We start from the raw sequence: 25,150 nt of genomic DNA on the forward strand, positions 1-25,150 counted from the left end.
CCAGATGACATTCCGACTCCGTCCCGCCCCCCTCGTCGTGCTGGCCCTGCTGGTGTTCCTGGCCGGCTGCGCCACGCCGGCCTCGCCGGTGGTCCGCCGCGGCGCCGACCCGATGGCCGGCGTACCCGTCGTCAGCCGGGACGCCACCGCGCCCGCGGCCGAAGGCGAAACCGCCGGCGAAACCGCGCCCGACCCGCTTGCGGCGCGCCTGACCCCGGGCAGCGGCCGCGTCATCAACGAGCGCGTCGCGTCGGCGCCGCCGCCGTCGCTGGACATGCCCGGCGAGGCCACCTTCAACTTCGAAGGCGAACCCGTGCACGCCGTGGTGAAGGTGATCCTGGGCGACCTGCTGCAGCAGAACTACGTCATCGCCCCGGGCGTGCAGGGCCAGGTGACCCTGGCGACGCCGCGACCGGTCAACGCCGCCCAGGCCCTGGGCCTGCTGGAGATGGTGCTGGGCTGGAACAACGCCCGCCTGGTCTGGCTCGACGGCCGCTACAACGTGCTGCCGACCGAACAGGCCATCGCCGGCAACCTGTCGCCGCGCACCGGCGGCGCCGGCAATGCGCGCGGTTACGAGGTGCGCGCCGTGCCGCTGCAGTTCATCTCCGCCAACGAGATGAAGAAGGTGCTTGAACCCTACGCGCGTCCGAACGCGGTCGTCAGCACCGATCCGGCCCGCAACCTGATCGTGCTGGCCGGCACCCGCGCCGAGCTGCAGAACTACCTGCGCACCGTCGAGATCTTCGACGTCGACTGGCTGTCGGGCATGTCGGTGGGCGTCTTCCCGTTGCTGTCGGCGCAGGCCGACGACGTGGTCACCGAACTCGAGGCGATCTTCGGCGCCGAGGGCAATACGCCGGTGTCGGGCATGTTCCGCTTCATGCCGCTGCAGGGCCAGAACGCGGTGCTGGTAATCACGCCGCAGCCACGTTACCTCACCGAGGCCCGTACCTGGATCGAACGCCTGGACGCCGGCGGCGGCGAGGGCGCGCGCCTGTACACCTACGAAGTGCTGTACATGAAGGCCACCGACCTGGCCGAGCAGCTCAGCCAGGTGTTCGGCGGCAGCTACTCCGCGTCCCAGGGCGGCAACGCCGGCGGCCCGCCCTCGCTGATGCCGGGCCTGGAGCCGGTGCAGGTGCGTTCGATCAATACCCCGGCCCCTGACGCCGCCGATCCGGGCGCGCGCAACAAGGCCAACGAGCGTCTGGCCCAGCAGGGGCAGGCCGGTGGCCGCGCGCGTGCGGGTACCGGCGGCGACGGCATCGCCGTCGGTTCGTCCGACGACGTTTCGGTGAGCGCCGTCGAAGAATCCAACGCCCTGCTGGTGCGCGCCACCCCGGCGCAGTGGGAGTCGATCCGCCGCACGATCGAGCGCTTGGACACGATGCCGCTGCAGGTGCACATCGAGGCGCAGGTCGTCGAGGTCGAGCTGCAGGGCAAGCTCAGCTACGGCGTGAACTGGTTCTTCGAGAACGCCGTGCCCGAGGATTTCGGCAACGCCCAGGGCCGCAGCATCTGGGGTGACATCGCCGGCAGCATCGGCCCGCAGGGTGACGCCGGCACCGGCCTGGCCTGGACCTTCCTGGGCCGCAACGCGGCAGCGGTGGTCACCGCGCTCGACAGCGTGTCCGACGTGCGCGTGCTGTCGACGCCGTCGGTGGTGGTGCGCAACAACGCCGAAGCCAAGCTCGACGTCGGCACCAAGATCCCGGTCAACAGCACCAGCTTCAATCCGATCGTCGGCGACAACCCCGGCACGGGCACCGGCACCTACACCCAGGTGCAGTACCTCGACACCGGCGTGATCCTCACCGTGACGCCGCGCATCAGCCGCGACGGCACCGTGTTCATGGAAATCGACCAGGAAGTCAGCTCGCCCGGCGCGGCCCGCCCGGAAGACCCGACCGGCAACGTGCCCATCAACAAGCGCAGCCTCATCACCGAGGCGGCCATCCAGAGCGGCGAGACCGTGATGCTGGCCGGCCTGATCACCGACAACAACAGCAAGGGCAGCTCCGGCGTGCCCGGACTGAGCCGGCTGCCGGTGATCGGTGGCCTGTTCGGCACCCGCAGCCAGAACAGCACGCGCACGGAAGTGATCATCCTGGTCACCCCGCGCGTGATCCGCGACCCGAACGAAGCCCGTCGCCTGACCGACGAATACGGCGAGCGGTTCCGCGCGCTGGATCCGCTGCGCGTGGAAACCGACGACCGCTGACATGGGTCCGGCCGTCCGCGCCGTCTTCCGCGAGCTGCTGCGCCGGGAACTCGAGGAACGCTATCGCGGCAGCCTGCTCGGCGCCGCCTGGCTGCTGCTGCTGCCGCTGCTGCAGCTGGCGGTGCTGGCCTGGGTGTTCGGCGCACTGCTGCCCGCCCGCGCGATGGGCGGCGACGAGCTGCCGTACGCGGCCTTCCTGGCGCTGGGCCTGTGGCCCTGGAACCTGCTCGCCACCGCGGTCAACCGCGGCGTCACCGCGCTGACCGACAACGCCGCGCTGATCGGCAAGGTCGTGGTGCCGCATGGCCTGTACGTCGACACCCGGGTCGCCGCCGCCGCGCTGATCGAGCTGGCGGGCTTCGCGATCGTGCTGCTGGCGCTGTGGCTGTGGGGCGTGCCGATGGACTGGAAAGGCCTGCCGGCGCTGGCCGCGGGCCTGGGCGTGGTGGCGGTGCTGGCGCTGGCGCTGGCGCGGCTGCTGGCGGTGCTGCAGGTTTTCCTGCGCGACATCGCCGCGCTGACCGGCCAGCTGCTGGTGCTGGGCTTCTTCCTTACCCCGATCCTGTACGACCGGTCCCTGCTGCCGGGCACGGTGGCGCCGTGGCTGGTGCTCAACCCGATGACGGTGCCGGTGGAGACCATCCGGGCCGGCCTGTCCGGCGCACCGGTGGACTGGCCGGCGCTGGCGGCCTGCGCCGCGGCCGCCGGAGCGCTGCTGGTGCTGGCGCAGTGGCTGATGCGCCGCGGCCGGGCGCACCTCGAGGATTTCCTGTGAGCACGCCGCTGGTCGAGGTGCGCGGGCTGAGCAAGCGCTACCCGGTGCTGGGCCATCGCGGCGACCGGCTGGCGGCGCTGTGGGACGTGGTGCGCGGCCGGCCGGCGCGGCGCCATGCCAGCGTGCTCGAGGACATCACGTTCAGCGTGATGCCGGGCGAATCGTTGGCGATCATCGGCGAGAACGGCGCCGGCAAGTCCACCCTGCTCAAGCTGGTGACCGGCGTGCTGACGCCGACCTCGGGCAGCGTGCGCACGCGCGGCCGCATCGGTGCGCTGCTGGAACTGGGCGCCGGCTTCCACCCGGAACTGAGCGGTCGCGACAACGTGCGCCTGGCCGCGGCCCTGCATGGCCTCGATGCGCGTGCGTTGGCCGAGAAGCTTCCGGAAATCGAGGCCTTCGCCGACATCGGTGATTATCTCGACGAGCCGGTCAAACACTATTCGTCGGGCATGGTGGTGCGGCTGGGCTTCGCGGTGATCGCCACCGTCCGGCCGGCCCTGCTGGTCACCGACGAGGTGCTGGCGGTCGGCGACGAAGCCTTCCAGCGCAAGTGCATCCGCTGGCTCGACGATTACCTGGCCGGCGGCGGCACGCTGCTGCTGGTCTCGCACTCGCTCTACCACGTGCGCAAGCTGTGCCGGCGCGCGCTGTGGCTGCATGGCGGCAAGCTGCAGGCCCACGGCGACGTGTTCGAGGTCAGCCAGGCCTACGAGGCCGCGCAGGCCGCAAAGTCGGCCGTCGAGGTCGCCGACGAAGCCGCCGGCCAGCCGCGGTTGCCCGGCGAGATCAGCCTCGAAGGCTTCCGCGTGCAGGGCGAGGACGGCGACGGGCCGGTGACGCTGGGGCAGGGGGAGACGCTGGACTGCGAACTGGTGCTGCACAGCCGCGACGGTCGCGCCCCGGTGGCGATGCTTGGCCTCGCGCATGCCGATGGCACGCCGCTCTACGGCGTCACCTCGGAAATGGAGGGTGTCGCGCCGCAGTCGCTGGGCGACGGCCGCTTCAGCTTCCGGATCCGCTTCGACGCGCTGCCGCTGCTGCCGGGGCGATACCGGCTGAAGGCAGGCGCGCTGGATGCCGAGGGCCTGCGCCTGTTCGACCAGCGCGAGCGCGACCTCGTGGTGCGCGGCGAGTCGCGCGAATTCGGCGTCGTGCGCCTGCCGCATCGCTGGGGGAATCCATGAGCCCGCTGCCCACCGTCATCGTGCCCATCCACAACGCGCTCGAGGCGCTCGACGCCTGCCTGGCCTCGCTCGACCGCACGCTGCCGGCCGGGACCCGGGTGCTGCTGGCCGACGACGCCTCCACCGACCCGCGCATCGAACCCATGGCCCGCGGCTGGTGCGGGCGCAGCGCGCTCGACGCCGACTACGTGCGCCGGGAAACCAACCTGGGTTTCCCCGCCAACTGCAACGCCGCCTTCGACGAAACCGGCGACGCCGACGTCGTGCTGCTCAATTCCGACACCGTCACCACGGCCGGTTGGCTGCAGCAGATCGCCCGCTGCGCCGGACGCGACCCGCGCATCGCGACCATAACGCCCTGGTCCAACAACGCCGAGATCTGCAGCTTCCCCCGGTTCTGCGAAGCCAACCCGGTGCCCGAACACCCCGACACCCTGGCCGAGGCCGCGGCGCTGACCACCGACCCCGACCTGCCCGAACTGCCCACCGCGGTCGGCTTCTGCATGTACCTGCGCCGCGCCGCGCTGCGCCAGCTGGGCGGCTTCGACGCCGCCACCTTCGGCCTGGGCTATGGCGAGGAAAACGACTTCTGCCTGCGCGCCGCCGCGATGGGCTGGCGCAACGTCCTGTGCGAAACCGCCTACGTGGTGCACCAGGGCAGCGCCTCCTTCGGGCCGCTGGGCATCGCCCCCAACGGCGACAACCTGGCCCGCCTGCTGGCCCGCTGGCCCGACTACAACGAACGCGTGGCGCGCTTCATCATGGCCGACCCGCTGCGCGCGCACCGGCAGCGGCTGCAGGAAAACCTCGAAAAGCTCGCGCGCTCCGGCCCGCAGCGCGACCTGTTCGGCTAGCATCTGCGCATGTCCGAACAGCCCGTCCTGCCGTTCACCGGCGAACGCTACACGCCCGAGCGTGGCCGCGAGATCGCCTACGAACACTGGCACCGCTACGCCCTGGCGCGCCCGCTGGCCGCCGGCCGGCGCGTGCTCGACGCCGCCTGCGGCGAGGGCTATGGCAGCGCCCTGATGGCCCGCGCCGGCGGTCGCGTGCTGGGCCTGGACGCCGATGTCGAAACCATCGAACACGCCCGCCGGCGCTATGCCGGCGTCCCCGGCCTGGTTTTCGAACAGGCCGACGCCACCGCGCTGGGCGCCTTGCCCGATGCCAGCTTCGACCTGGTCCTGAGCTTCGAAACCCTCGAGCACGTGCAGGCGCAGGAAGCGCTGCTCGACGGCTTCGCCCGCCTGCTGGCCCCCGGCGGCCTGCTGCTGGTGTCCACGCCCGACAAGCGCGTCTACACCGACCTCACCGGCGAAGTGAACCCGCACCACGTGCGCGAGCTCTACCGCGACGAGTTCGAGGCGCTGCTGGCGCCGCGCTTCCCGCACCGGCGCCTTTTCGGCCAGAAGCTGCTGTTCCAGTCGGTGCTGTGGGACCTGGGCGGCCACGGCCCCTTCGAAGCCAGCACGGCAACGCCCGAGGGCCTGCAAGCCGGCCTTGCCTACGCCCCGATGTACCTGCTGGCCGCTTGCGCCCGCGAGCCGGAGGCCCTGGCTTCGCTGCCCGCGCTGTCGCTTCACGGCGACCTGGCCGAAAGCGTCTACGCCGACTACCGCGACGAAGTGCGCCGCAACCGCGCCGCCGCCGCCCACATCGCCCACCTCGAGGCCGAAATGGCCCGCCTGCGGGGCCGGGAATGAACGCGCCGGCCGCTACCTGGGAGGCGCCGGACTTCGGCGCCCGCGACATCGGCGTGGTTGTGGTGACGCATGCCAGCGCCAGCACGATCGAACGCTGCCTGGCGTCGCTGCTGGCGACCCGGGACGTGATGCGGGTGATGGTCGTCGACAACGCCTCGACCGACGACACCTGCGCGATCGTCGCGCGCCTGGCCGCGCGCGACCCGCGCCTGGGCCTGGTGCGGAACCCGGAGAACCGGGGCTTCGCCGCGGCCTGCAACCAGGGCGCCACCGCGATTGCCCAGCCCTGGATCGCCTTCGTCAATCCCGATGCCTTCGTCGAGCGCGACACCCTGGTCCGGCTGGTGGACGTGGCGATGGCCCGCGCCGGCGCCGGCCTGCTGGGCGTCGAACACCGCGACGAGACCGGCGAACCCGACCCGGCTTCGCGCCGCAGCGACCCCTCGCTGCGCGAGCAGCTCTTCTCGCTGGGGCGCCGCGACAACCTGTTCCTGGGCCGCGACCCGGGGCTGGCCGTGCAGCCGGTGGATGCGGTGTCGGGCGCGCTGATGTTCCTGCCGTCGGTGCTGTTCGTGCGCATCGGCGGCTTCGACGAAGCTTATCGCCTGCACGCCGAAGACCTGGACCTGTGCCGCCGCGTGCGCCAGGCCGGCTACGAGGTGCTGGTGGCGAACGACCTGGTCGTGACCCACCTGCGCGGCGTGTCCAGCCGCCGCCGGCCGGCCTGGGTGGAGTGGCAGAAGCACCGCGGCATGTGGCGCTACTTCCGCAAGTTCGAAGCCACCGACACGCCGGCCTGGCTGCAGCCGCTGCTGTTCGTCGCGCTGTGGCTGCACCTGCCGCTGGCGCTGGCCGGGCAGGCCTGGCGACGGCGTGCGGCAAGGCCTCCAGCCGCGCATTAATCGGGGGCGAAGCAAAAGATTCGCGCCTGAAGGCGCTCCTACAGGGGTGGAGCGAAAGAAAACGGCGCCTGGGGGCGCCGTTTTCCGGTTGGGGCAATCGGGACTGAAGTCCCTCCCACAGACGCTTACTTGAGGGCCTTGAAGCGCAGGCGATGCGGGCCGGCGGCTTCGTCGCCGAGGCGGCGCTTCTTGTCTTCTTCGTATTCGCGGTAGTTGCCCTGGTAGAACTCGACGTGCGAATCGCCTTCGAACGCGAGGATGTGCGTCGCGATGCGGTCGAGGAACCAGCGGTCATGCGAGATGACCAGCGCGCAGCCCGGGAACTCCAGCAGCGCGTCTTCCAGCGCACGCAGGGTTTCGATGTCCAGGTCGTTCGACGGTTCGTCGAGCAGCAGCACGTTGCCGCCCTGCAGCAGGGTGGACGCCATGTGCAGGCGGCCGCGTTCACCGCCCGACAGCGTGCCCACCAGCTTCTGCTGGTCCTGGCCCTTGAAGTTGAAGCGGCCGATGTAGGCGCGGGACTGGATCTCCACGCCGTTGATCGTGAGGATGTCCGAACCGCCCGACACCGCCTGCCAGACGTTCTTGTCGGCGTCGAGCGAATCGCGCGACTGGTCCACGTAGGCCAGCTTCACCGTCGGGCCGATGATGACCTCGCCCTTGTCCGGCTTTTCTTGCCCGGCAAGCATGCGGAAGAGCGTCGACTTGCCGGCGCCGTTCGGGCCGATGATGCCGATGATCGCGCCGTTGGGCACCGTGAAGCTCAGGTCCTCGAACAGCAGCCGGTCGCCGTAGCTCTTCGAGACGTTCTTGAACTCGATGACGTTGTTGCCCAGGCGCTCACCCGGCGGGATGAAGATCTCGTTGGTCTCGTTGCGCTTCTGGTATTCGACCGACTGCAGGTCCTCGAGGCGCTGCAGGCGCGCCTTGCCCTTGCTGCGGCCGCCCTTGGCGTTCTGCCGCGACCATTCGAGTTCGCGCTGCAGCGCCTTCTGGCGGGCCTTCTCCTGCGACTCTTCCTGCTTGAGGCGCTCGGACTTCTGCTGCAGCCATTCGCTGTAGTTGCCCTTCCAGGGAATGCCGCGGCCGCGGTCGAGTTCCAGGATCCACTCGGCGGCGTTGTCCAGGAAGTAGCGGTCATGGGTGACCGCCACCACGGTGCCCGGGTAGCGCGCCAGGAACTGTTCCAGCCACTCCACCGACTCGGCGTCGAGGTGGTTGGTGGGTTCGTCGAGCAGCAGCATGTCGGGCTTGGACAGCAGCAGGCGGCACAGCGCCACGCGGCGCTTCTCACCGCCCGACAGCGGGCCGACGATCGCGTCCCAGGGCGGCAGGCGCAGGGCGTCGGCGGCGACCTCGAGCTGCTGCTCCAGCGTGTGCGCGTCGCCTGAAGCCAGGATCGCCTCCAGGCGCTCCTGTTCCTTGGCCAGCTTGTCGAAGTCGGCGTCTTCTTCGGCGTAGGCCGCGTACACCTCGTCCAGGCGCTGCTGGGCCTGCAGGATGTCGCCGACGCCTTCTTCCACCGCCTGGCGCACGGTGTGCTCGGGATTGAGCTTGGGCTCCTGCTCCAGGTAGCCGACCTTGATGCCCGGCTGCGGACGCGCTTCGCCGGTGAAATCGGTGTCCACGCCGGCCATGATGCGCAGCACCGTGGTCTTGCCCGAGCCGTTCAGGCCCAGCAGGCCGATCTTGGCGCCGGGGAAGAAGGACAGCGAGATGTCCTTGATGATCTGCTTCTTCGGCGGCACGGTCTTGCTGACGCCGATCATGGTGTAGATGTATTGCGACATGGGGCTTCCAGGGTCTTGCCGCGCCGGCGCGCGGTTCGCGCGGGGCCGGGCGGGGGTGGGGCCGCGCCTGGGGGCGCAGCCGGTCCGTGAATCGGAGGGGCCGCCATTATCGCTGAAACGGCGCCCGGCCTGAACCGCCCGCGTTTTGCCATTTCCCTGCCGTTCCGTCGCCCGATCCGGCTGTTTCCATGGCCCTGGCCGCGCTGGGCGGTCAGGACGGGGATCGCGCCATGCGCATCGGATGGAAACTGGCCCTGGTGGGCCTGCTGCTTTTGCTTCTGCTGGTGCCGCTGATGATGCTCAGCGGGTTGGTTTCCGAGCGGCAGCAGCGCGGGCAGGAGGTCGCGGCCGAGATCGCCCGGGCCACCGCCGGCGAACAGGTCCTGGTCGGCCCGCTGCTGCTGGTCGAGGCCGAACACCGCACCCGGCAGCGGCGCGTGGTGAACCGCGACGGCCACATGAGCCAGGAAACCGAGGACTCGGTGCAGCCCTTCCACTACCTGGTGGCCCCGGAGCGGCTGGACGTGCAGGGCAGCCTGCGCACCGAGCGCCGCGGCCGCAGCCTGTTCAGCGTGCCGGTTTTCCACGCCAGCCAGGCCCTGCGCGGCCGGTTTCGCCATGTGCCGCCGCCGGTGGACGCCGGTGAACTCCGGCCCCTGCGGGCCTGGCTGGTGCTGGGGCTGGGCGACAACCGCGGCGTACGCAAGATCAGCATCGCACTCGATGGCAAGACCGTGGCGATGGAGCCGGGGGCCCGGGTGGCCTGGCTCGGCGAGGGCCTGCACGCGGCGGTGCCGCTGGCGGCGCTGGAGGGCGAGCTGGCCTTCGACGTCGCCCTGGAGCTGGCCGGCACCGGTTCGCTGGCCTGGGTGCCGGTGGGTGGCGAAACCAGCGTGCGCCTGTCGGGCGACTGGCCGCATCCGGGTTTCGAGGGCCACCACCTGCCGGACCAGCGGGAGGTCGGCGAGGCGGGATTCAGTGCCGAATGGGCCGTTTCGCGGCTGTCGAGCCGGGTTTCACAGGCCCTGGCGTCCTGCGCGCCGACGGCCGGGGCCTGTTCGGGCATCTTCGAGGGCGCTTTCGGGCTGCGGCTGGTGGAGCCGGTGGACCGCTACCTGATGACCGACCGGGCGATCAAGTACGCGCTGCTGTTCCTGGGGCTGGTGTTCGGCGCGGTGTTCCTCGTGGAGGCCCTGGCGTCACGTCCCGTGCATTTCGTGCAGTACGGCCTGGCCGGGCTGGCGATGGCGATGTTCTACCTGCTGCTGCTGTCGCTGTCGGAGCACATCGGCTTCGGGCCGGCTTACGCCGCGGCGGCGCTGGCCTGCAGCGGGCTGCTGGGCTTCTACCTGGCCGGGGTGCTGGGTGGCCGCGGGCGGGGCCTGGGCTTCGGGGTCGGGCTGGCGGGGCTGTATGGCCTGCTGTACCTGCTGCTGCGCTCGGAGGACCACGCGCTGCTGGTGGGCAGCGGGGCGCTGTTCGCGGCGCTGGCGGCGGTGATGGGGCTGACGCGCAGGGTGGACTGGCACAGCCTGGGGAAGGGGTGAGGCATGGCGCGGCCCCCACCCCGCCTGCGGGGGAGGGCAGGGTGGGGGCAGCGGACAGCCATCGGGGCTACAATTTCCGCATTGCAGCCCACCCAAGGAAGCCCGCCCCGATGTTTGCCAAGGACATGCAGATCGCTGGTTACGACGACGAACTGGCCCGGGCCGTCGCCCAGGAAGCCCGGCGCCAGGAAGACCACGTCGAACTGATCGCCTCGGAAAACTACGCCAGCCCCCGCGTGCTCGAAGCCCAGGGCAGCGTGCTGACCAACAAGTACGCCGAGGGCTACCCGGGCAAGCGCTACTACGGCGGCTGCGAATACGTCGACATCGCCGAAAAGCTGGCGATCGAACGCGTGAAGCAGCTGTTCGGCGCCGACTACGCCAACGTGCAGCCGCATTCGGGTTCGCAGGCCAATGCCGCGGTGTACCTGGCGCTGCTGCAGCCGGGCGACACCATCCTGGGCATGTCGCTGGCGCACGGTGGCCACCTGACCCACGGCGCCAAGGTCAACTTCAGCGGCAAGCTCTTCAACGCCGTGCAGTACGGCGTCAACGAGCAGGGCCTGATCGACTACGACGAAGTGCAGCGCCTGGCCACCGAGCACCAGCCGAAGATGGTGGTGGCCGGCTTCAGCGCCTATTCGCAGGTGGTGGACTGGGCGCGCATGGCGGAGATCGCGAAATCCGTCGGTGCGTATTTCTTCGTCGACATGGCGCACGTGGCCGGCCTGGTCGCGGCGGGCGTGTACCCGAACCCGGTGCCGTTCGCCGACGTGGTCACCTCGACCACGCACAAGACCCTGCGTGGCCCGCGCGGCGGCATCATCCTGGCCAAGGCCAACGAAGCGCTGGAGAAGAAGTTCCAGTCGCTGGTGTTCCCGGGTACGCAGGGCGGCCCGCTGATGCACGTCATTGCCGCCAAGGCGGTGGCCTTCAAGGAGGCGCTGGAGCCGGAATTCACCGACTACCAGAAGCAGGTCGTGAAGAACGCCCAGGCCATGGCCAAGGCGATGATGGCGCGCGGCTACAAGATCGTTTCCGGCGGCACCGAAAACCACCTGATGCTGATCGACCTGATCGGCCGCGACGTCACCGGCAAGGACGCGGAGGCGGCGCTGGGCGCCGCCCACATCACCGTCAACAAGAACGCCGTGCCCGGCGATCCGCGTTCGCCCTTCGTCACCTCGGGCCTGCGCATCGGCACGCCGGCGGTCACCACCCGCGGTTACAGGGAACCGGAGTGCGTGGCGCTGGCGAACTGGATCTGCGACGTGCTCGACGCGCCGGCGGATGAAAGCGTGATCGCCGGCGTGCGCGAGAACGTCACCAAGCAGTGCCGCGCCTTCCCGGTCTACGGCTGACCGCATCCGGATGCATTGCCCCTTCTGCCAGCACACCGACACCCGCGTGATCGACTCGCGCGTGTCCGACGACGGCAGCACCATCCGCCGCCGCCGCGAGTGCGAGGCCTGCGGGGAACGCTTCAACACCTTCGAGAACGCGGAGTTGAAGCTGCCGGCCATCGTCAAGAGCGATGGCCGCCGCGAGGCCTTCGACGAACGCAAGCTGCGGGTCAGCTTCGACCGTGCGCTGCAGAAGCGGCCGGTGTCGGCCGAGGACATCGACGTCGCGGTCCGCGGCGTCATCCATGCGCTGCGCCTGACCGGCGAACGCGAACTGCCCTCGCTGCGCGTCGGCGAGTTCGTGATGGCCGAGCTCAAGAAACTCGACCAGGTCGCCTACGTGCGCTTCGCGTCGGTGTACCGCAAGTTCGAGGACGTGCAGGCCTTCCGCGAGGAAATCGAGCGGCTCGAACGCGACCTGCCCGGGCTCGAAGGCCTGCAGCTGCCCCTGCTCGACGCCGCGGTCGACAAGGCCAAAAAATGACGGGTGTCGCTATCCGGCCGCTGGCCGACTGCCCCGGGCAGGCGTCCAGGCTGGCGCGCTGGCATTTCGGGCACTGGGGCCATTTCTACGACCCCGCCGACTGGAACCTCGCGACGGCCACCGCCGAACTCGAAGACCACGCGACGCGACGCGGCCGGCCGACCACGCTCGTCGCCATGCGGGACGGGGAAGCGGTCGGTTCGGTCAGCCTGGTGGACGAAGACGCGCCGGAATTGCGCGGCGTCGGCGATGCCTGGTTGGCGAGTCTGTTCGTACGGCCGGCCTCGCGCGGCCACGGCATCGGCGCGGCGCTGGTGCGCGCCTGCGTTGCGCTGGCCGCGAGCGAGCGGGTGCCGCGCCTGTGGCTGTTCACGCCCGAACACGCCGGCTTCTATGCCGCGCTCGGCTGGCGCGACCAGGGCGCGGCGACGCTGCGCGGCCGGTCCGTGCACCTGATGGACATCGTGCCGGGATGAGCGCCTTCAGCGCCCACGACCACGCCCACATGGCCCGCGCGCTGCAGCTGGCCGAACGCGGCTGTTTCACCACCAAGCCCAATCCGGTGGTGGGCTGCGTCATCGCCGACGGCGGTCGCGTGCTGGGCGAAGGCTGGCACGAACGCGCCGGCGAAGCGCACGCCGAGGTGATGGCGCTGCGCGCGGCCAGCGGACGGGCGGCGGGTGCCACGGCCTACGTCACGCTTGAACCCTGTGCCCACCACGGCCGCACGCCGCCCTGCGCCGACGCGCTGGTGGCCGCGGGCGTCACCCGCGTCGTGGCCGCGTGCCGGGATCCGTTCTACCAGGTCGCCGGGCAGGGGTTCGCCAAGCTCGCCGCCGCCGGCATCACGGTCGAGCACGGGCTGATGCAAGCCGCCGCGCGACACCAGAACCGCGGCTTCATTTCGCGCATCGAACGCGGCCGGCCCTGGGTGCGGGTGAAGCTGGGCATGAGCCTGGACGGGCGCACGGCGCTGGAGGACGGCGTTTCGAAGTGGATCACGTCCGAGGCCTCGCGCGCCGATGTGATGCGCTGGCGGGCCCGCTCGGGCGCGATCATGACCGGCATCGGCACCGTGCTCGCCGACGACCCGCGGCTGACGGTGCGCCTGGCCGGCGACGAGGCCTTCGTGCCGCCGCTGCGCGTGGTGCTGGACGAACGCGGCCGGCTGCCGGCTGGCGCCGCGCTGCTCACCGACGGCGCCGCGCCGACGCTGGCCGTGCACGGCGACGACGTGGTGCCCGACTACGGCGACAACGTCGATGCCTTTGCGGTGCGCCGGGCCGGCGCGGGCCTGGACCTGAATGCCGTGCTGTCGCAGCTGGCCCAGCGCGGCGTCAACGAACTGCAGGTCGAAGCCGGCGCCACGCTCTCCGGCGCCCTGGTCGCCGCGGGCCTGGTCGACGAACTGCTGCTCTACGTCGCGCCCGTCCTGCTGGGCGAACGCGGCCGCCCCCTGCTGGCCGGCGTGACCCCCGCGTCAATGGCCGACCGCATCGGCCTGCGCCTGCTCGAAACCCGCCAGGTCGGCCCCGACCTGCGGCTGCTGCTGGGCCAGTGAACCCGTGGGAGGGACTTCAGTCCCGATGCCTTTCGGGACTGAAGTCCCTCCCACAAGAGACATATCGTTCCATCCTGCGGGGCGAGGCCCCGACAGGCCCGCGTACAATGGCGGGCTCGCGGCGCAGGCCGGTTTTCGGGTGATGGCATGTTCACGGGATTGATCCAATCGGTTGGCCGGCTGCTGGCGCGCGAGGAGCGCGGTGGCGACCAGCGGCTGCGGTTTGGCTGGGGCGGGCTGGGGCACGACGACATCGCCCTGGGCGAGTCGATCGCCGTCAACGGCTGCTGCCTCACCGTCGTCGCCTTCGATAGCGAGGGCTGGGACGCCGATGTGTCCAACGAAACCCTGTCGCTCACCACGCTCGGCAAGCTGCCGGTCGGCGCCGCGGTGAACCTCGAGCGCTCGCTGCTGCCGACCGACCGGCTGGGCGGTCATCTCGTGTCCGGCCATGTCGATGCCGTCGGTCGCGTCGAAAGCATCAGCGAAGACGGCCGCAGCCAGCGCTGGCGCTTCGCCGCGCCGGCTTCGGTGCTGCGCTACGTCGCGGTGAAAGGCTCGATCGCGGTCGATGGCACCAGCCTCACCGTCAATGCCGTCGACGCCGCCGGTTTCGAAGTGAACCTGGTGCCGCACACCGTGGACCACACCGCCTTCGGCGAAACCGCCGTCGGCGGCGCCGTCAATCTCGAGGTCGACACCGTCGCCCGCTACGTCGAGCGGCTTCTGGCCGCCCGCGAGGAAAACGCATGAGCTTCGCCACCGTCCCCGAACTGCTGGAAGAAATCCGCCAGGGCCGCATGGTCGTCGTGGTGGACGACGAGGACCGCGAAAACGAAGGCGACCTGATCATGGCCGCCGAGCTGGTCAAGCCGGCCGACATCAACTTCATGGTCACCCACGCGCGCGGCCTGGTCTGCCTCTCGCTCACCCGCGAACGCTGCCGCCAGCTGGGCCTGGGCCCGATGGTGCGCGACAACAACTCGCCATACCACACCAACTTCACCGTCAGCATCGAGGCTGCCGAAGGCGTCACCACAGGCATCAGCGCCTACGACCGCGCACACACCATCCGCACCGCCGTGCGTCCCGATGCCGCGGTCGAGGACCTCACCCAGCCCGGCCACATCTTCCCGCTGATGGCCCAGCCCGGCGGCGTGCTCACCCGCAGCGGCCACACCGAGGCCGCCAGCGACCTGGCGCTGCTGGCGGGCCTCGAGCCTGCCGGCGTGCTGGTCGAGATACTCAATCCCGACGGCTCGATGGCGCGCCGCCCCGAGCTGGAACAATTCGCCGCCGAACACGGCCTGAAGATCGGCTCGATCGAAGACCTCATCCGCCACCGCCTGGAAACCGAACACACGGTCGAGCGCGTGGACGAACGCGACATCCCGACCGCCTACGGCGACTTCCGACTGGTCACCTATCGCGACCGCCTCAGCCGCGACCTGCACTACGCCCTGGTTCTGGGCCAGCCGCGCGCCGACACGCCCACGCTGGTGCGCGTGCACGTCAAGAACCCGCTGGCCGACGCCCTGCACTGGCGGCGCGCCGATTTCGGCGTGGCCACCGGCGACGCGCTGGCCGCCGTCGCGGCGGCGGGCGAGGGCGTGGTGGTCGTGCTGTCCGAGCCGCTGACGCCCGACGACCTGCTGGCCCGCATCACCGAAACCGCCAGCCCCGACGCCCCGCGAGCGCGCGAATGGCGCCGCAACGGCGCCGGCGCCCAGATCCTGCACGACCTGGGCCTGGGCAAGCTGCGGGTGCTCGGCACCCCGCGTCGCCAGGTCGGCCTGGCCGGTTACGGCCTGGAAGTCATCGAATACGTCGACGGGGGACGGAGGTAATTTCCTCCGTCTTTAGGCCCTCCCGACCGCGGCCGGGGAAATTACCTCCGTCCCCATCCCGGGCGCGGTAAACTGGCGGCCCTTACGCCCAGCCCTTTCCCATGGCCCATTACGAAGGCGACGTCCGCAGCCCTGCCGGCGCCCGCTACGCGATCATCGCCAGCCGCTGGAACCCGCGCATCACCGATGCGCTGGTCGACGGCGCGCGCCGTGCCTTCGGCGCCAACGGGGTGCCGGAAGAAGCCCTGGACCTGATCCGGGTTCCCGGCGCCTGGGAACTCCCGGTCGCCACGGCGCATGCGCTCGACCGGGTGGGCTACGCCGGCGTGGTCGCGCTGGGCTGCGTCGTGCGCGGCGACACCCGCCACTTCGAACAGGTCGCCGATGAATGCGCGCGCGGCCTGATGCGCGTCGCCCTGGACACCGGCGTGCCGGTCGCCAACGGCGTGCTGGCGGTGGACGATTACGCCCACGCCGAGGCGCGCGCCGACGGCACCCATGGCAACAAGGGCGAAGAGGCCGCGCTGGTGGTGATCGAAATGGCCAACCTGATTGGAAAACTGGCATGAAACATCCCCGACTCGACGGCGTCGACCCGCAGGCGCGTTCGCGCGCCCGGCGCCGCGCGCTGCAGGCGGTCTACGCCTGGCAGATGTCCGACACCGCCATCACCAAGGTGCTAGACCAGTTCCGCAACGAGCAGGACATGGAAGTCGCCGATATCGAGTACTTCGAGGACCTGGTGCGCGGCGTGCATGCCAACCTGGCCTCGCTGGACGATGCGCTGTCGGTGTTCCTCGATCGCGAAATCGACCAGGTCGACCCGATCGAACGCGCGGTGTTGCGCATCGCCGCCTACGAACTGCGGCACCGCATCGACGTGCCCTATCGCGTGGTGATCAACGAGGCCATCGAAACCACCAAGCGCTTTGGCTCCGAACACGGCCACACCTTCGTCAACGGCGTGCTCGACCACGCCGCCGCCGACTGGCGCGCGGCCGAAGCCCAGGCGCCGCGCCGGTCCTGATGCCGGGCGAGTTCGCCCTGATCGACCGCATCCGCGCACGCGCGGCGCGGCGTGACGACGTGGTCCGCGGCATCGGCGACGACGCGGCGGTGCTGGCGGTTCCGCCCGACCATGAACTCGTAGTCTCCTGCGACACCTTGGTCGCCGGCGTGCATTTCCCCGACGGCACCGCGCCCGCCGACGTCGGCTACAAGGCCCTGGCGGTGAACCTGAGCGACCTGGCCGCGATGGCCGCCGCGCCGGCCTGGTGCACGCTGGCGCTGACCCTGCCCGAAGGCGACGAGGCCTGGCTGGAAAATTTCCTGGACGGTTTCCTGGAACTGGCCGACGAACACGGCGTCTCCCTGGTCGGCGGCGACACCACCCGCGGCCCGCTGGCGATGACGGTCACCGCCCACGGCCTGGTGCCGGCCGGGCAGGCCCTGCTGCGCAGCGGCGCGCGCGCCGGCGAGGACATCTGGGTCACCGGTACCCTGGGCGACGCCGCCGGCGGCCTCGCGCAGTGGCGCCAGCGCGGTCCCGCCTCGGCCAAGCTGCGCTACCGGCTGGACCGCCCGACGCCGCGCGTGCAGGCCGGCCTGGCGCTGCGCGGCCTGGCCAGCGCCGCGGTGGACCTGAGCGACGGCCTGGCCGCGGACCTGGGCCACGTGCTCGCCGCCAGCGGCGTCGGCGCCCGCCTCGACCTGGGCCGGCTGCCGTGTTCGCGCACCCTGGCCGACCATTTCGACGAAGACCGCCGCTGGCAGCTCCAGCTCAGCGGCGGCGACGACTACGAGCTGTGTTTCACCGCCCCGGCCGCGAACGCGCTGGAGATCGAGCAGGCCCTGGCGGCGCTGGACCTGCCGGCGACCGTGGTCGGCCAGGTCGAGGCCGAACCCGGCCTGCGCCTGCTCACGCCCGAAGGCGGCGCCTGGACGCTGCCGGCCACCGGTTACCAGCACTTCGAAGGCGGCCACGCGTGAACCAGCTTCCCGAAGGCACCCGTCGCCGCCTGATGAAACACCCGCTGGGCTGGATCGCCTCGGGCTTCGGCAGCGGCTTCTCGCCGAAGGCACCGGGCACCGTGGGCAGCGTCGTCGCTCTACTGCCCTGGTGGTTTTTCATGAAGGACCTGCCGCTGCCCGCCTACCTGGCCGTGGTCGCCGCGGGTTTCGCGCTGGGCTGGTGGGCGGCGCACTGGGTCATCCACGAGACGAAGATCGAAGACCCGGGCCTGGTGGTCTGGGACGAATACGTCGGCGTCTGGATCACGCTGCTGGCGGCGCCGGCCGGCTGGCCGTGGATGCTCGCGGGCCTGGTGCTGTTCCGGATCTTCGACATCACCAAGCCCTGGCCGGTCAGCTGGGCCGACCGCAAGCTGCACGGCGGTTTCGGCGCGATGCTCGACGACGCACTGGCCGGTCTGTATGCCCTGGCCGTGCTGCAGCTGCTGGTGTGGCTCTTCTAGGACCGGCTTTCCATCACCGACGCAACGCGTGAGCGCAGCGCGGGAACGACCTCGGCGTCGAACCAGGGGTTGTGCTTGAACCAGCCGGTGTTGCGCGGGCTGGGGTGGGGCAGGGGGAAAATCCGCGGCGCGTAGTCGCGCCAGGCCTGCACGGTGTCGGTCAGCGTCTTTCGGCGGCTATCGCCCAGGAAATACGCCTGCGCGTACTGGCCGATCGCCAGCACCAGCTCCACCCGCGGCAGCAGCGGCAGCAGCCGCGGATGCCAGGTGGCGCGGCACTCGGGGCGCGGCGGCAGGTCGCCGGAGGCGCCGCGGCCGGGGTAACAAAATCCCATCGGCACGATCGCCAGCTTCGATTCGTCGTAGAACACGGCCTTGTCCAGGCCCAGCCAGCCGCGCAGGCGCACGCCGCTGGCGTCGTCCCAGGGAATGCCGCTGCCGTGCACCAGGGTGCCGGGAGCCTGCCCGACCACGAGCAGCTTCGCCGTGTCGCTGGCGCGCAGCACCGGCCGCGGGCCAAGCGGCAGGCTGGCTTCGCAGATCCGGCAGGCGCGGATCTCGCCCAGCAGCTGTTCGAGTTCGCTGCGCGGCCGGGCCATCACGGGCTCCCGCCCGGCGCGGGCAGGACCTTGCCCGGATTGAGGATGCCGTCCGGATCGAACTGCGACTTGATCGCGTGCATCAGCGCCAGCGTGCCCTGGTCGAGCGACCGCGCCAGCAGGTCGCGCTTGGCCAGGCCGATGCCGTGTTCGCCCGACACCAGGCCACCGAGCGCGATGACGGCGTCGAACACCGATTCCAGCGCTGCCGCGGCGCGCGCGGATTGGCCGGCGTCGGCAGGGTCGTAGAGGATATTGACGTGCAGGTTGCCGTTGCCGGCGTGGCCGAAACACACGATCGGCAGCGACTGCGCCTGCGCCGCCGCCCGCACCGCGGCCACCAGTGCCGGGATGCGCGAAACCGGCACCACCACGTCTTCGTTGATCTTGCCCGGCGCCAGCGTGCGCAGCGCCGGCGAAAGCGCCTTGCGCGCGGCCCACAGGCGCGCGCGCGCGGCCTCGTCGGGCGCGGCTTCGACCGACAGGCAGCCGGGGCCGCCGGCAGCCTGCACAAGCGCGGCGACGGCTGCGTCGAGCACGGCCTCGTCGCCGTCGGCTTCGATCATCAGCAGCGCGCCGGCGTCCGCGGGCAGGTCGGCGCCGCCGACCTCGCGTGCCAGGCGCACGCAGTCGCCGTCCATGAATTCCAGCATCGACGGCGTCACCGGCTGGGCCATCAGGCGCGCGACCGCGGCGGCGGCCGATTCGACGTCGGCGTACAGCGCGCGCAGCGCGCGACGATGCGTCGCCACCGGCGTCAGTTTCAGCGTGGCCTCGACGATCAGCGCCAGCGTGCCTTCCGAGCCGATCAGCAGGCGCGAGAGGTCGTAGCCGCTGGCGCCCTTGGTCGTCGCCGCGCCGAACTCCACCAGCGCGCCGGTGCCGGTGACGGCCTTGAGCGCCAGGACGTTGTCGCGGGTGGCGCCGTATTTCACCGCGCGCGGGCCGCCGGCATTGCAGGCCAGGTTGCCGCCAATGGTGCTGAACGCGGCACTGGTCGGGTCGGGCGGCCAGAACAGGCCGTGCGGCGCCAGCGCGGCCTGCAGGTCGCCGTTGAGCAGGCCCGGCTGCACCACGGCCACGCGATCGCCCGGCCGGATCGCCAGCACCCGGTCCATGCGTTCGAAGGAGATCACCAGCGCGTCTTCGCCGGGCACGGTGGCGCCGGTGGTGTTGGTGCCGCGCCCGCGCGCGACGACCGGCAGGCCGTGGTCGCGGCAAAGTCCGACCAGGGCCTGCACCTGCGCCGCATCGGTCGGCAGCGCCACCGCCAGCGGCAAACCCTGCCGCCGCGAGTTGTCGTAGCCGTAGACCAGCCGCTCGGCCTCGTCGACCAGCAGGCCGTCCGGCCCCAGCAGGTTCCGCAGTTCCTCGGCCAGCGGTGCGGGCAGTCCGGTCATCGCGCGAGTGTAGGGCAAACGCCGGCGTTCACAGGTCGTCGAGCGTGAAGGCCGCGCGGTGCCAGTCGAGGCCGGCGGGCGAGGCGGCGACGATGTCGAAGCGGCAGGGCGCGTCCGCCAGCGCGGGCTGCCGGGCCAGCCAGGCGCGGGCGGCGAGCACGATGCGGCGGCATTTGCGGCGGTCGACCGAGGCGAGGCCGCCGCCGAATCGATCATCCTGCCGGTAGCGCACTTCGACGAAGACGATCGTGTCGCCTTCGCGCATCACCAGGTCGAGTTCGCCGAAGCGGTAATTGACGTTCCGGGCCAGCGTGCGCAGGCCCTCGCCCTCGAGCAGCTGGCGCGCCGCGTCCTCGGCGGCGTCGCCGCGGGCGCGCCGGTCAGGGCGTGCCGCCATCGGCCGCCGCGGCCCCGTCGTCGGGGTAAAGCGCGCCATCGGGCGCCGGACGCGGGCGGCCACCGCTGTACACGGCCCAGGCCGGCTGGCGCCGCACCTGGCCGGTGGCGTCGAGCGTCAGCTCGCCGGTTGCGCCGCGCACCTGCGCGCCGGGGTCGGACACCAGCTTGTCCAGGTGCACCGCCAGCTTCCAGGCATCGACGCCGAAGGCGAACAGGCGGGCGCCGCCGCCCTGGGCACTGGGCAGGGTGTTGCCGATCGTGTCGGCGTCGGGCAGGCCGCCGCGCAGGCCGATCAGCCAGGGCAGTTCGGGGTATTCGATGCCGTCGAGCTCGGTGTCCATGCGCAGGTTGGCACCCGAGAGGATCAGCGAGGTCGCCACGCGCGGCACGCCGGCCAGGCCGGCCGGTTCGACCTGGCTGGCCAGCAGCCGGGCTTCGGGCGCCTTGAGGCTGAGGAACAGGGCTTCCGGGCGCAGGCCACCGGCGGCCTGCACGGCCTGCTGCAGCAGCGGCACGATGTCGGGATTGGCGGTGTTGACGCTGACCTCGCCGATGATCTCGCCGCCGCGCTCGCGCATGTGCGCGCGGAAGCCTTCGAGACCCCGGCGCGCGGTGTCGTCGGCCTGGGTCACCACCAGCACGCGGCGCAGGCCGCGCTGGAGCAGCCGCTCGGCCGCCGCGACGCCTTCGTCCTCGGGCGCCAGCGCATAGCTGGCGCTGCCGGGCGTTGGCGGATGGCTGCCGCGGTTGAGGGCGACGGTCGGCAGTGCCAGTTCGGGCGTTGCGAACAGTTCGTTGACCTCCTCGCGCGAGAGGGGGCCGACCAGCATCTGGGCGCCGTCGGCGGTGGCTTTCGCCAGCGCCGAACGCAGGCCGCCGGGCGCGCCGGTGTCGTAGAAACGCAGGGCCGGACGCCGCCGCGTTTCGGCGTAATAACCGGCCAGCATGCCGTCGCGCACCGACTGCCCGGCCGCGGCCAGCGGGCCGCTGAGCGGCAGCAGCGCGGCCAGGCGCTCGGGCGGGCGGTAGCCGTCGAACTCGGCCGGGGGCAGGGCGTCGAGCCCGGGCGTGCTGCCGCTGCGGTCGTAGGGACGCGGCAGCGGCAGGCCGCGCTGCGACAGTGCGCGGCCGGCATAGGCATACAGCGGATGGCCCACCGGCAGCGCCGCGGCCTTGGCCGACAGCGCGGCATCGGGCTCGGCGGCGATCAGGTCGACGATTTCGCGCACGGTGGCGACGCGCGATTCGCCCTGCTGGCGTGTCGCCAGCCAGGCCAGGTCGCCGGCGGCGTCGAAGCCGCGGCCCAGGCGCTTGTACGCATCGATCCGAAGGGCGTGCCAGTGCCCGGCCAGGTCCTGGGGCACGGCATCGCGGGGCTGGCCCAGCAAGGCCAGCGCCGGTTCGGCCTGGCCGCCTTCAAGGCGGAAGCCGGCGGTGAGCAGGTCGTGCACCAGTTGATCGCGACCATCCAGCCGACGGCGGGGGGCGTTGGAAAGGGCGGAGCGGGCGGCGTCGGCTTCGCCGGCCAGATGGTGCTGCCAGGCAGCGCGCAGCCAGTTGCGGGCGCGGGCGTCGCCGCGGGCCTCGCCGGCCTGGGCGGCGTAGGCGCGCGCGGCTTCGGCGTGGCGGCCTTCGTCGGCAAGCTGCGCGGCGGCGCCGGTCGGCGCCGGGGTCGGGCTGGCACCCGGGTCGCGCTGCACGGACACGCTGGCACAGCCGGCGAGCAGGGCAAGGGCCAGGAGCAGGGAGGCGGTTCGCAGCATGGTCGGGGTCCGGTGTCGTGGCGCGTAAGATGATACCCGGTGCACAAGGAGGGCGCGGTCATGGCGAACACACAGGCGGGGGCGCTGCACGTGGTGGCGACACCCATCGGCAACCTCGGCGACCTGACGGTGCGCGCCCGCGAGGTCCTGGCGTCGGTGGACGCCATCTGCGCCGAGGACACGCGCCATACGCGGCAGCTGCTGGGCGCGCTGGGCATCGAGCGGCCGCTGCTGGCCCTGCATGAACACAACGAGGCCGACGTCGCCTGGAAGCTTGTCGAACGCCTGAAAGCCGGCGATTCGCTGGCCCTGGTGTCCGACGCAGGCACGCCGCTGGTCAGCGATCCCGGCTACCGGCTGGTGCGTGAGGTGCGCGCGGCCGGCCTGCGCGTGATCCCGCTGCCCGGTCCCTGCGCGGCGATCGCGGCGCTGTCGGTGGCCGGATTGCCCAGCGACCGCTTCTGCTTCGAAGGCTTCCTGCCGGCCAAGGCGTCCGGGCGGCGCGAACGCCTGACGGCGCTGGCGCGCGAACCACGCACGCTGGTGTTCTACGAAAGCTCACACCGCATCGAAGAATGCCTTACCGACCTGGTGGCGATCTTCGGATCCGAACGCGAGGCGGTGCTGGCGCGCGAGCTCACCAAGCTCTTCGAAACCGTGCTGGGCGACACCCTGGGCGAACTCGCCGGCAAGGTGGTGGCCGATGAAAACCAGCGCAAGGGCGAATTCGTGCTGGTCGTACGCGGCTGCGAGGACGACGGCGAGGCGAAGCTGATCGAAGGCCAGCGTATCTACGCCAAGCTCTCCGAGCACCTCAAGCCCTCGCTTGCCGCCAAGCTGGCGGCCGACCTGAGCGGCGCCCCACGCAAGTCCCTCTACAAAATGGGGTCAGAGAACATTAACGATTGAAGCTCCTCATTGAAGCGTTAATGTTCTCTGACCCCATTTCCGGGGGTGGGTCTGTGCGAGAATCCGCCCCGGCGGAGTCGGCCGAGGCAGTCGCGTCGCAGCAATGCGCCGAGGAAAGTCCGGGCTCCACAGAGCAGGGTGCCAGGTAACGCCTGGGCGGCGTGAGCCGACGGAAAGTGCAACAGAGAACAAACCGCCGAACGGCCCGCAAGGGTGCGTGGTAAGGGTGAAACGGTGGGGTAAGAGCCCACCGCCCGCGGGGACAACGCCGCGGGGCACGGCAAACCCCACCTGGAGCAAGACCAAATAGGGGTGCGATGGCATGGCTCGTGCCGCACCCGGGTTGGTTGCTTGAGGCCTGCGGTGACGCAGGTCCCAGAGGAATGACTGTCCACGACAGAACCCGGCTTAATGGCCGGCTCCGCCACTTCCTCGTCCCACCATCCGCGCAATCGCCCCGCCCGGGGTCGCCGGCCGGCCGCCCTGGCCGCTGCCGCATCATTCCGCGAACTGTTTCACGGGCTTGGATCAAATCCATGTGAAACAACAGTTGCCGAATGGTTCTTAAACAAGACTCTCAAGTATCGTGCAAGGCGTTGATCCGCTTGGCGAAATTCCCTCCCAAATGTCCTTGACACCCCACAGGGGCAGGACTAACGTGGGCATCTGAGGGAATTCCGGGCTTTTTGTGGTTTTTAGTGGGCCTGACCCAGACGAGGGCGGATCGAACACGATGTTCCAGGGCGAAACGGCGATCACGATCGATGACAAGGGGCGGCTGGCCATTCCGACGGCCTACCGCGACCAGGTCGCGCGCGCCTGCGCCAACCGCCTCGTGGTCACCTACAACCCCTACGAAGCCGGCTGCCTGTGGCTGTACCCGGAAGCGACCTGGGAAAAGGTCCGCGACCAGGTCAACGCCCTGCCCAACGCCAAGCGCGTGCACCGCAACCTTCAGCTGAAGCTGGTTGGTGCGGCCACCGTGCTCGAGCCCGACGGCAACGGCCGGGTGACGCTGCCCGCCAGCCACCGCAACGCGGCCGGCCTGGAAAAGAAGGCCGTGCTGCTGGGCATGGGCGGCAAGTTCGAATTGTGGAGCGAGCAGGCGCACCTCGCGCAGATCCGTCAGACCATCGGGGAAGACGAGATCAGCGAGGACATGCTCGACCTGAGGCTGTGACGGGCGTGGCCGGGATGCGTCCTGGAACGCAGCCCAGCCATCTTCCGGTGATGTGGGCGCAGGTCATGGACGGCCTGCAGGTGCGCAGGGATGGCAGGTATCTGGATGGCACGTTCGGGCGAGGGGGCCATGCGCGCGGCGTGCTTGACCGGCTGGGGCCGGATGGACGGCTGTTGGTGATGGACAAGGATCCCGAAGCGATCGCCACCGCCCACGCGCTTTTCGGCGCGGACGGGCGGGTCGCCGCCCGCCGGGGTTCCTTCGCCGGCCTGGCCGAATGGGACGAGGCCGCCGCCGGCCTGGACGGCGTGCTGTTCGACCTCGGCGTGTCCTCCCCGCAGCTCGACGTCGCCGAACGTGGCTTCAGCTTCGGCAAGGACGGTCCGCTGGACATGCGCATGGACCCGGAGTCGGGCGAAAGCGCGGCCAACTGGCTGGCGCGCGCCGACGAGCGCGAGATCGCCGACGTGCTGTGGACCTACGGCGAGGAAAAGCTGAGCCGCAAGATCGCCCGCACCATCGTCGCCCGCCGCGACGACGAACCGCTGCTGCGCACGGCCCAGCTGGCGGACCTGATCTCGTCGGTGCTCGGCCGCGGCGACGGCAAGATCCATCCGGCCACCCGCAGCTTCCAGGCGATCCGCATCTTCATCAACCGCGAACTCGAGGACCTCGAAGCCGGCCTCGACGCCGCGCTGAAGGTGCTCAAGCCCGGCGGCCGGCTGGCGGTGATCAGCTTCCACTCGCTCGAAGACCGCATCGTCAAGCAGTTCATCAACCGGCACGCCAAGGCGCCCCCGGGCAACCGCCGCATGCCGGTCGAACTGCCGTTCACGCCCGACCTGCGCGACCTCGGCGGCGCCCTGCGCGCGACGCCGCAGGAAGTGAAGGACAACCCCCGCGCGCGCAGCGCCGTGCTGCGGGTCGCCGAAAAGCTGGGGCTGCCGCACATGGATGTGCCAATGCCGCGGGCGCAGGATGCGCAGGAGCGGCCCGCATGAGC

The 25,150-nt window shown here is 71.0% G+C and carries 25 protein-coding genes and 1 other RNA gene; 21 read left to right on the forward strand and 5 right to left on the reverse strand.

Annotated elements, in window-relative coordinates; all coding sequences use genetic code 11:
- The first annotated feature begins 4 nt into the window (after positions 1 to 4).
- The 6 genes from gspD to ACE3TE_RS09230 are packed head-to-tail and all read left to right on the forward strand — an operon-like array spanning position 5 to position 6,791.
- Positions 5 to 2,224, forward strand: a complete 2,220-nt coding sequence (gene gspD / locus ACE3TE_RS09205) for a type II secretion system secretin GspD (protein ID WP_374604272.1) — start codon at positions 5 to 7, stop codon at positions 2,222 to 2,224.
- Position 2,225: 1 nt separating this feature from the next.
- On the forward strand, positions 2,226 to 2,999 hold the full coding sequence (locus ACE3TE_RS09210; protein ID WP_374604274.1) for an ABC transporter permease: 774 nt from the start codon (positions 2,226 to 2,228) through the stop codon (positions 2,997 to 2,999).
- The gene (locus ACE3TE_RS09215) at positions 2,996 to 4,186 is read left to right on the forward strand and encodes an ABC transporter ATP-binding protein (protein ID WP_374604275.1); all 1,191 of its coding nucleotides are present in this window, start codon (positions 2,996 to 2,998) and stop codon (positions 4,184 to 4,186) included. Before ACE3TE_RS09210 ends, ACE3TE_RS09215 begins: the two co-directional genes overlap by 4 nt.
- Positions 4,183 to 5,040, forward strand: a complete 858-nt coding sequence (locus tag ACE3TE_RS09220) for a glycosyltransferase family 2 protein (protein WP_374604276.1) — start codon at positions 4,183 to 4,185, stop codon at positions 5,038 to 5,040. The genes ACE3TE_RS09215 and ACE3TE_RS09220 overlap by 4 nt, the downstream gene beginning before the upstream one ends.
- A gap of 9 nt (positions 5,041 to 5,049) precedes the next feature.
- Positions 5,050 to 5,889: a class I SAM-dependent methyltransferase gene (locus ACE3TE_RS09225; RefSeq protein ID WP_374604278.1), complete on the forward strand. Its 840-nt coding sequence runs from the start codon at positions 5,050 to 5,052 to the stop codon at positions 5,887 to 5,889.
- Positions 5,886 to 6,791, forward strand: coding sequence for a glycosyltransferase family 2 protein (locus ACE3TE_RS09230; protein ID WP_374604279.1), 906 nt, complete (start codon positions 5,886 to 5,888; stop codon positions 6,789 to 6,791). The genes ACE3TE_RS09225 and ACE3TE_RS09230 overlap by 4 nt, the downstream gene beginning before the upstream one ends.
- A 125-nt stretch (positions 6,792 to 6,916) precedes the next feature.
- Here the strand turns inward: ACE3TE_RS09230 and ettA are convergent, their stop codons facing one another.
- The gene (ettA, locus tag ACE3TE_RS09235; protein WP_374604281.1) at positions 6,917 to 8,581 is read right to left on the reverse strand and encodes an energy-dependent translational throttle protein EttA; all 1,665 of its coding nucleotides are present in this window, start codon (positions 8,579 to 8,581) and stop codon (positions 6,917 to 6,919) included.
- 188 nt (positions 8,582 to 8,769) lie between these two features.
- Here ettA and creD point away from each other — a divergent pair, with 188 nt between their 5' ends.
- From creD to ACE3TE_RS09290, 11 genes are all read left to right on the forward strand, one after another.
- On the forward strand, positions 8,770 to 10,128 hold the full coding sequence (gene creD, locus ACE3TE_RS09240; protein ID WP_374604283.1) for a cell envelope integrity protein CreD: 1,359 nt from the start codon (positions 8,770 to 8,772) through the stop codon (positions 10,126 to 10,128).
- A 110-nt stretch (positions 10,129 to 10,238) separates the two neighbouring features.
- The gene (gene glyA / locus ACE3TE_RS09245) at positions 10,239 to 11,489 is read left to right on the forward strand and encodes a serine hydroxymethyltransferase (protein WP_374604284.1); all 1,251 of its coding nucleotides are present in this window, start codon (positions 10,239 to 10,241) and stop codon (positions 11,487 to 11,489) included.
- A 10-nt stretch (positions 11,490 to 11,499) separates the two neighbouring features.
- On the forward strand, positions 11,500 to 12,015 hold the full coding sequence (nrdR, locus tag ACE3TE_RS09250) for a transcriptional regulator NrdR (RefSeq protein WP_374604286.1): 516 nt from the start codon (positions 11,500 to 11,502) through the stop codon (positions 12,013 to 12,015).
- Positions 12,012 to 12,491 carry a GNAT family N-acetyltransferase gene (locus ACE3TE_RS09255; protein WP_374604287.1) on the forward strand — a complete coding sequence of 160 codons (480 nt, stop codon included), beginning with the start codon at positions 12,012 to 12,014 and terminating at the stop codon, positions 12,489 to 12,491. The genes nrdR and ACE3TE_RS09255 overlap by 4 nt, the downstream gene beginning before the upstream one ends.
- Positions 12,488 to 13,576 carry a bifunctional diaminohydroxyphosphoribosylaminopyrimidine deaminase/5-amino-6-(5-phosphoribosylamino)uracil reductase RibD gene (gene ribD, locus ACE3TE_RS09260; protein ID WP_374604289.1) on the forward strand — a complete coding sequence of 363 codons (1,089 nt, stop codon included), beginning with the start codon at positions 12,488 to 12,490 and terminating at the stop codon, positions 13,574 to 13,576. The genes ACE3TE_RS09255 and ribD overlap by 4 nt, the downstream gene beginning before the upstream one ends.
- Before the next feature lie 147 nt (positions 13,577 to 13,723).
- Positions 13,724 to 14,329 (forward strand): riboflavin synthase, encoded by a 606-nt coding sequence (locus ACE3TE_RS09265; protein ID WP_374604291.1) that lies wholly within the window; start codon positions 13,724 to 13,726, stop codon positions 14,327 to 14,329.
- Positions 14,326 to 15,423 (forward strand): 3,4-dihydroxy-2-butanone-4-phosphate synthase, encoded by a 1,098-nt coding sequence (gene ribB / locus ACE3TE_RS09270; protein WP_374604293.1) that lies wholly within the window; start codon positions 14,326 to 14,328, stop codon positions 15,421 to 15,423. Before ACE3TE_RS09265 ends, ribB begins: the two co-directional genes overlap by 4 nt.
- 101 nt (positions 15,424 to 15,524) lie before the next feature.
- Positions 15,525 to 15,992: a 6,7-dimethyl-8-ribityllumazine synthase gene (gene ribH / locus ACE3TE_RS09275; protein ID WP_374604295.1), complete on the forward strand. Its 468-nt coding sequence runs from the start codon at positions 15,525 to 15,527 to the stop codon at positions 15,990 to 15,992.
- Complete coding sequence (gene nusB, locus ACE3TE_RS09280) at positions 15,989 to 16,450, forward strand: transcription antitermination factor NusB (protein WP_374604297.1); 462 nt, start codon at positions 15,989 to 15,991, stop codon at positions 16,448 to 16,450. Before ribH ends, nusB begins: the two co-directional genes overlap by 4 nt.
- The gene (thiL, locus tag ACE3TE_RS09285) at positions 16,450 to 17,412 is read left to right on the forward strand and encodes a thiamine-phosphate kinase (protein ID WP_374604298.1); all 963 of its coding nucleotides are present in this window, start codon (positions 16,450 to 16,452) and stop codon (positions 17,410 to 17,412) included. The genes nusB and thiL overlap by 1 nt, the downstream gene beginning before the upstream one ends.
- Complete coding sequence (locus ACE3TE_RS09290) at positions 17,409 to 17,897, forward strand: phosphatidylglycerophosphatase A (protein WP_374604300.1); 489 nt, start codon at positions 17,409 to 17,411, stop codon at positions 17,895 to 17,897. Before thiL ends, ACE3TE_RS09290 begins: the two co-directional genes overlap by 4 nt.
- Here ACE3TE_RS09290 and ACE3TE_RS09295 read toward each other — a convergent pair.
- Genes ACE3TE_RS09295 through ACE3TE_RS09310 form a run of 4 tightly spaced genes read right to left on the reverse strand, consistent with a single transcriptional unit; the run spans position 17,894 to position 22,058 of the window.
- A complete protein-coding gene (locus ACE3TE_RS09295) occupies positions 17,894 to 18,496 on the reverse strand; it encodes a uracil-DNA glycosylase family protein (protein ID WP_374604302.1) in 603 nt (200 codons plus the stop codon). The two genes, ACE3TE_RS09290 and ACE3TE_RS09295, sit on opposite strands and share 4 nt — an antisense overlap.
- Positions 18,496 to 19,896 (reverse strand): FAD-binding oxidoreductase, encoded by a 1,401-nt coding sequence (locus ACE3TE_RS09300; RefSeq protein ID WP_374604304.1) that lies wholly within the window; start codon positions 19,894 to 19,896, stop codon positions 18,496 to 18,498. Before ACE3TE_RS09300 ends, ACE3TE_RS09295 begins: the two co-directional genes overlap by 1 nt.
- 28 nt (positions 19,897 to 19,924) lie before the next feature.
- Complete coding sequence (locus ACE3TE_RS09305) at positions 19,925 to 20,293, reverse strand: YraN family protein (RefSeq protein WP_374604306.1); 369 nt, start codon at positions 20,291 to 20,293, stop codon at positions 19,925 to 19,927.
- Positions 20,277 to 22,058 (reverse strand): penicillin-binding protein activator, encoded by a 1,782-nt coding sequence (locus ACE3TE_RS09310; protein WP_374604308.1) that lies wholly within the window; start codon positions 22,056 to 22,058, stop codon positions 20,277 to 20,279. Before ACE3TE_RS09310 ends, ACE3TE_RS09305 begins: the two co-directional genes overlap by 17 nt.
- A 60-nt stretch (positions 22,059 to 22,118) precedes the next feature.
- On the opposite strand from ACE3TE_RS09310, the gene rsmI reads away from it, so the two are divergent.
- The 4 genes from rsmI to rsmH all read left to right on the forward strand — a co-directional run bounded on the left by rsmI (position 22,119) and on the right by rsmH (position 25,148).
- Complete coding sequence (gene rsmI / locus ACE3TE_RS09315) at positions 22,119 to 22,967, forward strand: 16S rRNA (cytidine(1402)-2'-O)-methyltransferase (protein WP_374604310.1); 849 nt, start codon at positions 22,119 to 22,121, stop codon at positions 22,965 to 22,967.
- Between the two features lie 73 nt (positions 22,968 to 23,040).
- Positions 23,041 to 23,394, forward strand: an RNA gene (gene rnpB / locus ACE3TE_RS09320) — RNase P RNA component class A.
- A gap of 306 nt (positions 23,395 to 23,700) precedes the next feature.
- A complete protein-coding gene (gene mraZ / locus ACE3TE_RS09325) occupies positions 23,701 to 24,147 on the forward strand; it encodes a division/cell wall cluster transcriptional repressor MraZ (RefSeq protein WP_374604311.1) in 447 nt (148 codons plus the stop codon).
- Positions 24,148 to 24,161: 14 nt separating this feature from the next.
- On the forward strand, positions 24,162 to 25,148 hold the full coding sequence (rsmH, locus tag ACE3TE_RS09330; RefSeq protein WP_374604313.1) for a 16S rRNA (cytosine(1402)-N(4))-methyltransferase RsmH: 987 nt from the start codon (positions 24,162 to 24,164) through the stop codon (positions 25,146 to 25,148).
- Positions 25,149 to 25,150 lie beyond the last annotated feature (2 nt).

Origin of the sequence: Arenimonas sp. (assembly GCF_041919775.1) — a bacterium.
Lineage (GTDB): Bacteria > Pseudomonadota > Gammaproteobacteria > Xanthomonadales > Xanthomonadaceae > Arenimonas.